The 14,755-nt window shown below is 43.9% G+C and carries 8 protein-coding genes; 1 reads left to right on the top strand and 7 read right to left on the bottom strand.

The genetic code is table 11. From position 1 onward, the window contains the following. Positions 1-22 precede the first annotated feature (22 nt). Positions 23-952, top strand: a complete 930-nt coding sequence (locus tag HF312_02890) for a DUF3667 domain-containing protein (protein ID MCU7519133.1) — start codon at positions 23-25, stop codon at positions 950-952. A gap of 86 nt (positions 953-1,038) precedes the next feature. Here the strand turns inward: HF312_02890 and HF312_02885 are convergent, their stop codons facing one another. The 7 genes from HF312_02885 to HF312_02855 form a co-directional block, all read right to left on the bottom strand. Then, the gene (locus HF312_02885) at positions 1,039-1,770 is read right to left on the bottom strand and encodes a hypothetical protein (protein MCU7519132.1); all 732 of its coding nucleotides are present in this window, start codon (positions 1,768-1,770) and stop codon (positions 1,039-1,041) included. 97 nt (positions 1,771-1,867) lie between these two features. After that, positions 1,868-4,132 carry a T9SS type A sorting domain-containing protein gene (locus HF312_02880; protein ID MCU7519131.1) on the bottom strand — a complete coding sequence of 755 codons (2,265 nt, stop codon included), beginning with the start codon at positions 4,130-4,132 and terminating at the stop codon, positions 1,868-1,870. A 10-nt stretch (positions 4,133-4,142) separates the two neighbouring features. After that, positions 4,143-4,778, bottom strand: a complete 636-nt coding sequence (locus tag HF312_02875) for a M15 family metallopeptidase (protein MCU7519130.1) — start codon at positions 4,776-4,778, stop codon at positions 4,143-4,145. Between the two features lie 136 nt (positions 4,779-4,914). Beyond that, complete coding sequence (locus HF312_02870; GenBank protein ID MCU7519129.1) at positions 4,915-5,946, bottom strand: PorV/PorQ family protein; 1,032 nt, start codon at positions 5,944-5,946, stop codon at positions 4,915-4,917. Positions 5,947-6,087: 141 nt separating this feature from the next. Then, positions 6,088-9,663, bottom strand: a complete 3,576-nt coding sequence (locus HF312_02865) for a hypothetical protein (GenBank protein ID MCU7519128.1) — start codon at positions 9,661-9,663, stop codon at positions 6,088-6,090. Between the two features lie 26 nt (positions 9,664-9,689). Beyond that, positions 9,690-12,530, bottom strand: a complete 2,841-nt coding sequence (locus HF312_02860) for a TonB-dependent receptor (GenBank protein ID MCU7519127.1) — start codon at positions 12,528-12,530, stop codon at positions 9,690-9,692. Positions 12,531-12,624: 94 nt separating this feature from the next. After that, positions 12,625-14,583 (bottom strand): T9SS type A sorting domain-containing protein, encoded by a 1,959-nt coding sequence (locus HF312_02855; protein ID MCU7519126.1) that lies wholly within the window; start codon positions 14,581-14,583, stop codon positions 12,625-12,627. Between the last annotated feature and the right edge of the window lie 172 nt (positions 14,584-14,755).

Raw genomic sequence — 14,755 nt, 5'->3', positions numbered from 1 at the left:
TTCAAAAATTGGGATGTAACCTTTGAGCCACAATCACTCTAAATCGGATGTATGCCTTAACTGCGGCTACGAGTTCAAGGATGAAAACAACTACTGCCCCAGCTGCGGGCAGCAGAATCATTCACTCCAGGTGCCGTTTAAGCACCTTGTCCTGGAATTCCTTGAAGGAACAATTCACCTGGACACAAAGATCTTCCAGACTTTCAAATTCCTGCTCTTCAAACCGGGATATTTAACACGTGAATTTAATACGGGCAAAAGGGCCGGATACGTCCCCCCTGTTAGAATTTATGTTTTTGTGAGCTTTATTTTTTTCCTTCTCGTGGGACTTATGTCCGGGCATAAATCTGAGGGGAAAGAGCACACTTCAAAAGACAAAGAGGGAACAACTATTATACAAATCGGCCCTTCCGATTCCGATGTTGTTCCGGTAGACAGCCAGGACTCTTTGAAGGCTTTAAGGGCAAAACAAAAACTGGATTCCTTAATGGCTTCAAAAGAAGTAAAGAATTCGGCCCTTGGGAGTTTTATAAATTCTCAGGTAAATAAAAGAAAAGAGGTTGGCGAAAAGGAATTTTCCCATTCGGTACTGAAGAACATTTCCTATCTTATGTTCATTCTGATGCCTCTTTTTGCGTCTTTTGTGATGTTATTTAATGTCCGCAAAGGACACTACTATTATGAATTCCTTATTTATTCCATACACTTTCACAGCTTCCTTTTTCTTCTCTTCAGCTGCTTTCTGGGTGCTATGGCAATTTACGATTCGGGATGGTTTATCTTAGCCGCCTGTGTAATTTCAATTGTTTACTTTATTATTTCAATGAAGAACGCTTTTCCTCAGAAAACTTCTTCTGTATTGTGGAAGGCATTTTCGCTTATAGGCATCTACGGTTTCACGCTTTTTGTCTGCCTTCTTGTCACACTGATAGTAAGCGTCATGCTGATGTAAGTGAATGAGGAAAAGCTTAGTGGATTGTTAGAAAATGGTCCTGATATAAAACCAGGACCATTTTTCCAAGGAATCTTTTTTACCGGTTAGTATATCTGGCAGGTTTTGGAAATCGAAAGAGTGGATTCAATACTGCTGCCGCTTCTGAAGCCCTCGTATATTGTGCCGCTTACCTTTGAACTTAAAGTTATCCTTGTCTTGAAAATATTCTGCGTGCTCTGAAAGTAAGTTGAAGGGATGGAAAACTTCCCCGCAGCGAGGTTCTGCTGAGGGATATACATCGTAAAGGCCTCAGTCGTCTCCTGATTATTATTTTTATAATAGTTCAGCATTTCAAGCTTAAGCTCCCTGTTGGGGTCTATTTCCGTCCAGCTTATATTCATATCTTCAAAACGGTTATGAGAAGCAGGAAGCGTAAGGGTTGCAAGGTCCTTTTCCTGTATTTTAATAGAAGCATTATACGTTTTTTCTGCGTTAAGCTTTATTGAGATGTCATATGTGTAGCCCGGACGTATATCTGAGACAACATCAAGCCCTGAATAGTACGGAAGGCCCATCATATTTTTAACCGGCATGGCTTTGCCATTGATGGATACTCCCCCGTTTTTAAGCTCAACGGGATTATTGTTCTTGTCGTTTATCCATGCGTAGATAGACTGGGTGATTGAGCCACCCTCTTTTGATTTAGCGAACGTTATTTCAGGTCGGATAACAGTGGGATCTGTAATCTCCACGTCTGAGAGGACCGATTCCTGCATGCATCCCATGCAGCCGAAGGTCAGAACTAGAAAAAGAACAATGAATAATTTACGTTTCATTTTCTTAACCGGTTTTTGAGTTTAGCATTATTTAAATTGTGGCGGGGCTGCACTGGTTAAACTTAAGGCAGCCCTGATCAAAACTAAATACATTTCTCTACTTTGTCAAAATCATTTTTTTTGATTGTGAATAGCTGCCCGTCCTCATCCGGTAGATATAAATTCCGGAAGCAGCCGGGGTTCCCGCACTGTTCAATCCATTCCATTTAAAGAAATGCATTCCTCCTTTTAAGAATCCTTCTGTTAATGTCTTCACCTCACGCCCCAGCATGTCGTAAATCTTAAGTTCAGCAATTCCATCTTCAGGCATAAAAAAGCGGATTGTTGTTGAAGGATTAAAGGGATTAGGATAGTTCTGTTCGAGAACAAATTTCTTAGGATTCATTCCGCTTTCTGAAACACCAAGGGTTAAATTTTCCTGAAGCGCAGTAAACGTATATTTATCGTTACCTGAAAGGGGTTTCAGTGTACGGATAAACATTGTATCACCTTCTGAGGGCATAATTACGTTTTGAGTGCCCTGAAATGAAGTTAGCTGCGCATGTGTATTTAAAGCGGTTTTTCTGTATTCCTGCGGAGTCAGAATTATAATTGTCTCGCCGGAATCCCACCTGTTGTTTTTGGTTGCCGTGTTCTCCATAACAAGCAGGTCCAATTTCTTATTTTGCGTAATACTCCAGGCCTTAAACGGGACAAGGACTACTTTCTTTGACGAAGCATTCAAGGCCGTATCAGAAGGGCTTGCGTAGGCGCCCCCTGAGAGAGTATCAGTTTTCCCCCATATAATAGCCGCATCTATGGGGCTTAAAAGCGGGGATCCCACCTTAGGAAGTCCTGCAGTAAAACGGACATTGGTTTTTGAAGAAGGGACAACGTGTGCACTTAATGTATCAAGCTCCAGGCGGAATCTGGGCTTAATCTCAATTGCCAGGCCGTCAAACTCATCAGTCATATAGAAAACATTTTCTCCCAGTGAAAACAAAATGCCGTTACCTGCATAATAACCAGTGGTAATGTCCTTTAACTTCATCCTGAGATATTTGCCCGACACTGTGTCGAAGGATGCCTCATAGCTGTGGCCGGTGAGTTTCGTTTTATCCAGCACATGAACAATCAGTTCTGTACTGGATTGTCCTTCCGGGTGACCAAGAGCCGAAGGCTTTACGACTTCTTCCGGGTAAAGGGGAGTAATGAATTTGCTCACGACGTCATAATCTTTATTGTACTGGCCCCATGTCGACCACAGAAGCACGAGGTTTCCCTCATTGGTAATCATAATATCAGGTTCCCACTGAAAGCTTATAAAATAATAATTTCCTCTTCTTTCTTTGGTTAGAAGCCTGTTTTCACTGTCAAGCACGGCATAGTAAACGCCTTCGCGGCTCAGGTCCGTCTGCCAGCTTGACCATACGACGGCAAGTTTGCCGTCCTGCATGTACTTTGCCCTCGGGAGCCATTGGTAATATTTTGTAGTGGCATTTACCCTAATTTCGCCTCCTGACTTTGAATAATCAGGCTTAAAGCGCTGCAGATATATGCCGCCGTCGTCACCATCCTGCTCCCAGCTGCACCAGAGGATGGTAAAACTGTTATCACTGTTTACGGCAATGTTTGAGTACCACTGATTGTCTGAATTAGTGGTATTTATATTCAGCTCGCCATTAATTTTTGCGCCGTCCTTATTAAAAACCTGCGCATAAACATCATAACCCTGACTGTTAGTCCACGACTCCCAGGAGACTATAAATCTTCCGTCGTTAAAATATCTGATGCATGGCCTTGCCTGGCTGAATTGCGTAGTTGTATTAACCTGGAATTCGTCCCCCTGAGCTGTGCCTGTGGAGAGAAATCTGCGGGCATATATTCCCCTGTCGCTCCCATCCTGGAACCACGATTCCCATACAGCAGTAAAATTTCCATTTTCATCAATTGCCACATCAGGAGAGGTCTGAGTGTTAAGTCTTGTTTTATTTACAAGGAATTCCTGCGAGGGAGAGGAATTAGGCAGAAACACTTTAGCCTTTATGTCATACATATATTCAAGGTTTTCACCTGAAGCCCATACTACAACAAAGCTCCCGTTTTTATTCATTGCAACGGCAGGGCGCTCCTGCTCACCGTCAGTGATATCATTAACCCTTATTTCGGGACCCGTTTTGTTATTATACTTATCAAACTTCTGAAGATAGATATCATTGGATTCATTAAAGGATTGCCAAACGGCCACATAATTTCCATTTAAGTCAGGCCCTGCAATTCTGGGAGCTCTTTGTGTGGAATCAGTTGTTGTATTTACGAGGAATTCCCCCTGAGGAAACGCCCTGCATGTAAAGAATAGAAGTAATAATATAATTTTTTTCATCGGCTTTTCTCTACTTCATTTGAAAATCAAGTAATGGATATGTTGCTGCGCCCGGAATGGAATAATGCCACCATTCTGCATCGTACTTATCGAAGCCCCCGACGTTAACCATCATATTAAGAAGGAAAGCCCGGTTGGCCTTGACCTCTGGCATGAGTCTGTCAAAATTATGATTGGCAGCATCAGTAAAATCATCAAATCCGGTGGGCATCTTAAGTTCTTTTCCTGTTGCGCGGTCTACAAGTGTAAGATCCACTGCACCTCCCCTGTTATGGTTTGAGCCATTATTCGGGTCTGCAACAAATGAAGGATCGGGATAAATGTCCCACATTAAATACTGAACAGCTCTTGGCCTGTAGCCATCCCAGATTTTAATTGCCAGGCCCTGTGGAAAAGACTGTCCGTTAAAGCTTGTAATTTTTTTCAGGCTATCCTGCACCGTCTTAAGTCTTTTTACCGCATCTAAAAGCAGGTAGCATTCATTTGTTGTATAAAGCTTTTGATGGGTAAAGTTATCAGTGGTGTTGTATTTCAGGTCCAGCACAATATCTGGAATAAGGTCCTTAACCCTGATGAGTTCATTTGAAGATGATTGTGCCAGTAAGAGTGCAGGAAGGAGCAAAAAAGAAAGTAAAATATTTTTCATTTCAATCCTGAATGAGTTATTGGTAAAGTGATCATGAAATGCCTGAGAAATATAACGATTTGCCCCCTTTAAAAGCAAAAAGCGCCCGCAGGAAATCCCGCAGGCGCTTTTTTAGTTTCTCTATGTCACATCTGGCTTAGAAGCTTATTCCAAGGTCAATGTACTGAATGTTCTTCAGTCTGCCGAAGTCGGCATATGCATAGTTAACCTGAATCTTAAATCCGGGGGTTACCTCATAGTTAATGCCTGCGCCCAGAGTAAAGCTCTGTTCGCTGTCTGTGAGGAAGAGCGACTTATAACCGCCGCGGAGAAAGAATGTTTCATCGTATGCAAATTCAGCACCTGCATTGACGTATTCAGTATTGTCGTTAGGATGCGTTGCATCAACCGCAGTCTTCAGGCGGATATACCTGGTTTTAATAACATCCATAGAAAGGCCGATCTTGAAATTAAGAGGTATATCATAGCCCTGCATTTCATATTTTGCAGGTATGTTATTCGGCCCAGTATTTCCGTCGCTGTTAGGATCCATATTGAACTGTATGTCGCGTCCGTCGAGCTGCATCTTTGAACCGAAGTTAGAAATGCTTGCACCGATAACGAGGTCGTTAAAAGGAGTTATATAATAAGTACCGACGTCAAGGGCAAAGCCGTTTGCACTTGAATTCCAGATGCTTTCCTTGATGTACTTTGCCTGGAAACCGATTGAGAAACGGTCAGTAAGCTTTCTGGCGAAGCCGAAGCCCAGTTCCAGAGAACCTGCATCCCAGTATCTGCCGTCGCCTTCCGGATTTTCGAAAGTTCTCACCTTTTCCTCCGGTACGCCGAGTGAGGTCAGTGTTACGAACATGGTTCCAACTTCAGGCAGATTAATTGAGCCTGCAGCATAGTCATAGCTCACATTAGCAAGCCACTGAGTATGGTTGAAGGCGACCTGTCCCGACCCTTCGGAATTAGCAATACCGGCAGGGTTCCAGTACGTGGAATATATGTCATTACTTACAGCCGTATAGGCGCCGCCCATACCGATAGCCCTGGCACCAGGACCTATTTTCAGGAACTGAGCCGCTGTGGTACCGACTTTGGTAATGTCCCTGAAGATCTGGGCATTTACCTGGCCGAAGCTGAAGGCTGCAAGTAAAATCATTAAGTAAAGTGATTTTCTCATGCTTGATTTCTCCAAAATTCTCTTATCATTTAGTATCTTCGAATTTCTGTTTTTAACCGGGGCGGAAGAAAATTCCGCCCACGAAAAAAATCAGATTGTAATTATACTGTTATAAAATAACAGCATTGTTAAACCACATTATTATTTAATAACAGCGAATTTACCTATCTTTTCACCTACGCCGGGGATATCGACGTGGAACAAGTATACGCCGTAGGCGATTCTCATTCCTTCCTTACTTAACAGATCCCACGATGCAGTGCTAGTCATATCATCTTTATTGATAGTATCAACCAGTTCACCTGTTAATGTATATATCCTAATTGTACATTTAGAAGGTAAATTCCTGAACTGAAGCTCCCTGTCGCCGCGTTTTGTGGAGGTACGGCCGGGATTTTCAGATAGGCCATAAGCCACATACGGGTTAGGAACTACGTATATGTCGTTTATCTGCTGTTTTGCGTCTTCAGGAGAATACTCGGCCTTCTTTGTTTCGAAAAGGTAAGCATCGCCTTTTTTGAAAGGTTTGGAAGTCTTCAAAAGGAAAACGTCTCCAGCCTTAGGCAATACAGTCGGGTGCTTCGATGTATCAATTGAGAAAGTAAGCTGGTATGAACCGTAAACTCCCTTTGTATCTTTTTCGTCGAAGAGAACTATGGATTCACCCCAGTCGAACTGACCATTCTTATCCAATCCGCTTATTGGCTGGAAGAGGTAGATATTTGCAGGAAGATTTTTCGTAACGTTCGTTATCTTGAACGGAAGCTTTGCATATTTCCCATCTACCATTTTCACGGAATCATAAGCTTTCCAGGTTCCGTTTGAATTCTGTTCAGAGCCGAGCCAGGTGAATTCATAATCGGAATCGAGCTTAACATATTTCTTAACTGCCGGAACTATAGTCGGATATACGATTGCGTTTTTTATATTCACTGCATCATCGTTAGTGAACTTTGTAGCATTCTTGTCAACATCCAGCTTGTTATTCTGAACAAAAACCCTGACTCCGTCGAAGGTCGGGTTACCGTCCTCAGAATTGAGGAAGGTACTCTTAAATACAGGATAATACCTGAACTGAACCGTAAAGACATTGCCCTTAGGCAGGCTGCCTGCAGAAGCGCCGCCAATCTGACCCAGCAGAGGATTAACTTTGTACTTCGAGGCATCAACTTCGGTATTTGAAGCATCGAATACATGTACGCTTTCCTTGATAATGTTGCTGTTCTTTAAGGAAACCAGCACAGTGTCTTTTGAAATAACGCTTACGCTGACTCCTGTTGAGTCGAGGACATTGTAAGAAAGTGTATCCGGGAATTCGACCTTATAAAGTTTATCTTTAACCGACAGGTTGTCAAGAACTTTCATTGTAACCAAACCGGTGCTGTTACCGGAAAGGACCTTTGGAAGTCCGTTTACTCCGGCCTCAGCTGTTCCCATTCCTGTTGACACTGGTCCAGGAGTAACCTGGGCAGTGTTAACGTCAAACATGAGTTTGCCTGTAAGAGGATCCTGCTGAATTACAGCCTGGGTCTCTGTCGGAGGCAGGTCCATAAGCTTTGTGATCTTGTTTATAGAGCCCCTGTCGTAGGCAACTACTGCATAATAATAGGTAATACCATTTACTGCAGTTGAATCGACGTACTGATGAACAAGACCGGTATTAGATCCAAGGTTGTACTTGACACCACGTCCGTCATATTCTTTTTCAGCAAGACCTTTGAAGTCATCAACAAGGTCCCACTGTGCATAAGTCGAAGTCTTTGAATTAAAGAACGGCTGGCCCAGGAAGGGGTTTCCGTTAGCGTCAGTAATTTTATAGACGTCAGAGAAGTTATAATCGCGGCTTCTGTAGATCTTATAGCCTTCAAAATCCTTCTCACTTGTCAGCGGGTCAACTGATTCTTCTGACTTTGAATCCCAGTAGAGTGTAACCTTATGGTCACCCGCAACAGCCTTTACGATCGGTTTTGCCGGGGGCTGAGCGAAGCGGTAATCTGCTTCCAGGATCCTGGTTGAAGTTACAGCATTCAGAACGAGATCCTGAAGGTTTTCACCCATTATGACTGCCATTGAGAACCTCTGTGTCTCACCCTTTGCAAGTGCCATTGGGCCGGTAGAGAAGCAGAAGATGTTGTCGCCGGCATTCTGCAGAAGTGGCTGTTCGGGATCGATTTCTGGCTTTGTGAACCACTGCCACATAAGTTCGTCTTCCTTCGGCGCGTTTGCAGCCGAGTAAGTAGCCGCCGTAAAGCCGGTAAGACCTATCTGGTCAGATTCAGAAATGTCCCTGTAACCGAAGTTAGGCTCAGAGCCGGCCCACTTGTAGCCGGGAAGAGCTTCCTCAGTAAGAGTTCCTTTTTCTTCAGGATCCAGGACGCCGTTTCCGTTCAGGTCGTTATACCATGCCTGTGTCGGCATACCGTCGCCTTCGCCGAAATCGGGGCCGGGATAGTTCTTGGAGTCAGGGCCAATACCGTCGATACCGACGTCATGCTTTGCCACGTCCCAGTCGCCATCCTCATCGCCAGACCATCTCGGCTTTGGAGCACCATATACTTTTGTATATTGCTCAACCTTAGTCGGATCAATTCCGTATGTAAGAGGCTTGGTAACGCCGTCTATAAACTCGCCTTTTCCGTTAAATGGGCTCTCATCAACAATACCATCATCATCATTATCAAAACCGTCGTTAGCTCTGGATGGTGATTCCAGGAATTTCCATCCGAAGTAACCCGGTTTTTTTCCGCCCATACCGATTCCATCCAAATCCCATGAAAACACCATGCTTCTTGCGCGCGGGTCGTAACTGTCTGCCCTTTCTCCTGTTGGAGGGACAAAGAACGACATATCGTCAGCGTAATCCTGGTTACCGCCAATGTGGGGATCTCCGTACATACCGAAGTATAGATTATCGAGGTCCTTTTCACTGGCATTTGTAACCTGATAAACCGAGAATATAATGTCTTCGGCCATCGGGTTATTGAACTGAAGGATTCTTACAGAAGCATCCAGGCCGAGACCACCCTTTGTAGGGTCACTCTGGAAAGGAGCATACTTGCCCTGGAATTCGTAGTTTGTATAGTCATCCATAACGTAATAAACTTCTTCATCCGGTGCGGTTGACATATCACCTAAAAATGCCGGCCACAGGTACTTTCCTGCACCTGCTGAAAACCAGCTTTCAGGCCATGAGTCGGGCTTTCCGTCGCCATTTTTATCCTCTGCATTCAGAGACGCTATATGTGTCTGATTTGGGTCTGAATAGCCGCTTTTTGGCAGCCAGCCCCATTTTAATTCGCCTTTTGAATCATAATCACCCTCTTTGGCATTTACGTGAGAATCACTGACAATGTGCAATGGATTTCCATCCACGTCAGTAACTTCGGCACCAGCAAGGACACCGAATTCAAATCCGTAGCCCAAGCCGTTCCATACAAGATCATTAATGCCTCCCATAGCGTTAGGAGAACAGATCGATCCGTAATTGTAAAGAATGGTGGTGATCTTGTTACCTTTTATTACGATATCTTTTATTTCACGTTTTTCGCCGGTAACCTTGTTCAGCTTTGTGCCCGTTATGGGGCCAAAGATCCTCAGGTAATCCTCATGGGAGAGTTTTTTCAGATTATAATTACCTAGGGAGTCTTTTTCCTGGGCGAAGCTAAAGCAGGTAAAAGCCAGCACGTATGTTAAAATTAAGATTAAACTTTTTTTCATAATTACTTTTATACCTCTGACAAATACTAATTGAATAATAGTGAGAAACCTAACCTGACTTCGCGCGGAGAACTTAAGTTTTCAGACCTTCTGTAGTAGTTATCAATTTCAGACATTGGAATCATTCCGGCATCGCTGGCGATTCTTCTTCTGATTTCATTAAACTGTATTGCGTTTAAGGTCTGTTCAACGTTTGACAAAGCTCTTCCTGATGAGGCATAGACATATCTTTCATTTTCAGTATCGAATAGGTTTTCAACCTGCAGGAATATTGAATAGCTTATGCTTCCGAGCTTAAAGAATTTTTCAGCCTTGAAGTCGACATTCCAGTTCATAGGCTTCTGGGCTGAACTCTGTGTATAAGTGATCGGTGAAAGCGAAGGCGGCAGAGCAGGAGTATATGGAGTACCTGTCTGTATATTATAGATAATACCAACCGACCAGCTTTCCGGGTCTGAGAAAGTAACTGTACCGTTGATCAGGTGGGGCCTGTCGAAGCTGAGAGGCACGAGGAAAGTTTCACTCTGTTTGCCTGAAGCTTCACTGAAGAAAAGGTCTTCTGTCGGGTATGTTCTGTTCCCCTCTGCTATCTGGAATGTGTAATCCAGTGTTGCTGAGAAGTAGCTGTCCGGTGACCTTCTTTTCAGGAATGAAAGTGTAATACCCTTTACGTTTGAGTAAGCAAGGTTTGTCAGAATGTTATACTGTCTTGCGCTTGTTGTATAGACAGTCTGCGTAAAGATGTAGTCGCGAACGTCTTTATAATAACCTGTAAGGTCAAACTTCAGGTCATCAGTAAGCTGCTGCTGAAGGCCAAGTTCATACTGGACAGACTTCTGCGGTTTTACATTCGGGTTACCGAAAGTTGGAACAGAAGCTACGTTTGGAACGTATAGCTTGTCGTTCAGATAGAGTTCTGAAAGAGAACCGATCTGATAGAAATGCCCATAGGAAAATCTGATTATACCCTTGTCAGTAATAGGATAAGAAACGCTGAACCTGGGTGATACCATGTGCTTGCCTTTAACCGGCTGAAGGTTTTCGGTCATGTAGCCGGCCTGTGCCTCGCTCAGGTTTTTAGAGATATCAGGGTTATAAAGTGTGTTCGGATCGAAATATTCATATCTCAAGCCGACGTTAAGTATAAGCGATTTATCCAGCTCAATCTTATCCTGCATATAAGCAGCAATCTGATAAGGCTTCTTGTTATAAGTTGAAGCACTCTGTATGGTATCCCTGACGAGAGTAAGGTTCTGGGCATAGAGCAGGTCGCTTACGTTAAGTGAAGTCCTTGTAAGAACGCCGTTTATATTGGAAAGTTTCTTGAAGTCTATTGAATAGCCAAGCCTGTCAACTTCATGTTTCCTTAGCTCAAATCCTGCTCTGACCTCATGGATTCCGAACATCTGTGAAACGAGGTCGCCTTTAAGGCTCATGGTTTTTGTATGTCTGAAAGACAGACCGTTGTCAGTTCCGCCAGTCAGGAAACCCGTACCAACAAGAGCCCTGCTGTAAAGGCTGGGCAGATATCGCGGATCCTGCCAGTCTTTATAAAGGTAATATTCACCTTGATTGTATGAGTAAGAACCTTTTAACGTATAGAAGGTGCTCTTGCTTACAGTGTGTGTAATGTCAAGTGAATGTATGTAACCGCTGCTGTAGCTGGTTCCGATTCCGTCAGGATTGTACTTATAGTCCCTGTCGAAAGATTTCGATTGCCCCTTATCGAGCACCAGTTCATATTTTACTTTGAAGAGCGGACCGAACCTGTGGCTGATGTTGCCCTGGATGTTCCAGCTCTCAGACGGGTTCATCGGAACAATTGCACCGTCACCTGTTGGTAAACCGTTACTGCCCGTGGTATAAGGATTAAAGAAATAAGCCTTTGTGGCACTTCCATACCTGGGGTCAGTTGATTTAAAGTTGTCAGGTGAAAGATAAGAGTCCGTAGTGTTGTATTTTCTGATTCCGTAATAGGAACCCTTAAAGTTTTCAAATATACCTGAGATGAAGAAGTTCGTTCCGCCGAGGAAAGGAACAGGTCCGCCCAAGGTGGCTTCCGCCCTGCCGCGGTTCATCGGATCGATCTTGTCGAGGTTATAAAACAGATCTTTTCTGCTTGTAACATAATCACCTGCGTAACCTCTCACGCTGAAGGAATACTTATCGCTTCCTTCTTTAGTAATGTAGTTAACAACGCCTGAAAGGGCATTGCCGAATTCGGCGCTGAATGTACCTGTTGAAACGGAAACTTCCTGCACGGCATTTGTTGCAATGCCGACGGATCTGCTGTTTCCATAAGGGTCGTTCATTGAAAGGCCATTTAAAGAATAAGCAACTTCATTGCCATAGCCGCCTCTGACGTGAATACTTCCATCATCACCTGTAACAACGCCGGCCTGTAATTTAATAACGTCTGTAATATTATCTACAGGGAGAACCTGGATCGATTCCGAAGTAATAGCCACTGTAGGGTTTGTAAGATCCTGCCTTATAAGAGGGTTTCTTTCGCCCTGAACGACAACCGCGCCCAGAGTAATTTCACCCGAAGAAAGGCCGATTTCGAGCCTTGTTGTAAAGCCCACATTAACTCTGACATCTTTAACGGTTGTTTTCTGGTAACCGATATAAGATGCGGTCACGCTGTAAAGTCCCGGAGGGATATTCAGCACAACAAAGTTTCCATCGGCATCTGTAGCCGCACCGAGCGAGGTACCTTCCAGGACAACGTTTGCAAAAGGCACAGCCTCGCCGGTAGCCTTGTCCTGTACTTTACCCATGATCTTGCCGGTGGATTGCGAATACAGGCTGCCTGTTACTGCAAAACTTAGAAAAATCAAAAGAGTAAGTAAATTTCTAATTTTCATTAAAGCCTCATGTGAATATTAAGACACTTTCCCGCATACTAAGCTTAAAAAATGGAGCCGCGGACTTATCCGCGGCTCCTGCATTCAAGAATAATTACTTGAGTAATGTCATCTTTATTGATTGAGAATAGTTTCCATAAACGAGTCTGGCAATATAGTTGCCACTTGCGGCGTGCTGTCCGCTTGATGTCATGCCGTTCCACATAACATCATATTTACCCTTTTTGTAGAGCTGGTCCTGAACCAGGCTTGCTACTTCCTTGCCTAGCATATCGTAGATCTTAAGAGAGATCTTCTTGTCTATAGGCAGTGTAAATCTGATGGTTGTAGTCGGGTTGAACGGATTCGGATAGTTCTGTTCGAGCTTATAGTCTTCAGGGAAAACTATAGAATAGTTCTGATCCCTTACGCCTGTTGCTCCTGTGTACTCAAGTACACGGATAGTCTTGCGGTAAGGATTAATGATCTTTGATCTTGCGCCGTCGAGGGCCCATGAGTGCAGACTGTCTACCCAAGCGTAGTTTTCAACTGTAATTGAGTCGTAAACGCTCTGTTCAGAAAGAACGATTTCCATTTTGCCATTGTGGTTAAGGTCAACGCTGTCAGCAAAGATATAAGATGTAAAGGGAACTTCCTCGCGGACTGTATCGATCTTTGAAGTATTAAGTTTATAAGTAGTATCTGTAGCAGTAATTATAGTATCGATCTGGCCGTGGTAGATTTTGTATTTAGCATAAACGCCGCCGCCAGCACCAGTGTAAACGAGGTTTGAAGTATAGTTCTTGGAATCTGTCAGCGAGCCCTGGCCTTTGTACTGGATAGCAATCAGGTTAAGTCCTGTGCCGCCGCCGGTATAGATTTCATCTTTACCGTCTTTGTTGAGGTCGCCCTTTACGCATGGCCAGAATTCAGCTGCAGTCTTGCCGGCAAGAGCTGCAAGATCTTTCTTTGAAGCGATAACGCCTGCTCTGTTGGCCTTGCTGAGTGAATCTGATTTCCAGATATAAACGCCTGTATCTGCTTTTGTGAAGCTAAGGAGTTCAACATCGAAGTTATCGCCGTATTTGGTACCAACGATTTCTTTTCTGCCGTCGCCGTTTACATCGGCAGCAATTGCACCGAAGTAAGAAACTGCATCGCCAGCGCCGTATGTAGTATAGATCGACTTCTTATTAACATTGTTGGTATCAGGATAGGTATAGCTATCGTGACCGTTAACGTCGATTGACCAGAAGCCGTACATATCCCAGTGGTGGTTAACGAGTTCGAGCTTTCCGTCGCCGTCGATATCAGCAGGAATTGTGTTCCAGTATGAACCGCCGACCCAGTTTCTGCCGTTCATAGTTTTTGTCGGGTCGCCGCCTTCGATAACAACCTTAGTACCGAATGAAGCAGGAATATCACCGTCAACACCAAGGATATAAACGTCTCTTCCAGGAGATCCGCCATGGCCTATGATTTCGCTCTTGCCATCACCGTCGATATCCTTTACAAGGAAATCTTCCCTGGTAAGTCTGAGGGCCTCAAGTGAGCCTGCAGCCTTATAGCCGGCATCGTCGATATAGAAATCGGGTTCGCCGCTTGGATCTGATCCCCAGGTTTTTGTATCCGGGTTCCATTCGTAGAAAACGATCCTTGAATCACCGTAACGTTCAAAGATGATTTCAGGATTTCCATCTCCATCGCAGTCACCAACCTGAGGGAATCTCGGGGTTGGGTTAGTGCTTGATTTTTTGTATAACGCAGGAGAGGACCAGATCACTTCGAGAACTGAAGGATCTGACTCTGAGGGAGCAATAACGTGAACTCTTCCACCATTGGAATAGTCAGTTGCAATAATTTCCTGCTTCCCGTCCTTGTTTGCATCCGCAACAATAACTCTTCTTACACCCAGATCCATACCATATGGCTGGATTGTCTTAATTGAATCCGAGAGAGTAGTAGAAAAAGCTGCGTTATACACGGACATAGACTGCATAGTAATGGGATTCTGTGCCCGTACTATGCCGCATAGAACTAAAGTAACCAGTAGAAACGAGTAGATTTTTCTCATAACTGTTCCTTTTGTTTTGGGTTAATTAATTAAAATGACAGTTTGCGGCCTTCACCGCTGCTGTCTTCCACACCAGGTCCATCTGATCTATAAATGGAGCATCCCGGCCTCTCAAAAAAGATTCCGGTCGACTCCTGAAAAAAGCCTAGTAATATTTCTTTAAAATATTGTT

This window comes from Ignavibacteria bacterium (assembly GCA_025612375.1).
GTDB lineage: Bacteria > Bacteroidota > Ignavibacteria > Ignavibacteriales > SURF-24 > JAAXKN01.
The sequence above is the reverse complement of the archived record's forward strand: the minus strand, read 5'-3'. Positions and strand labels throughout refer to the sequence as shown.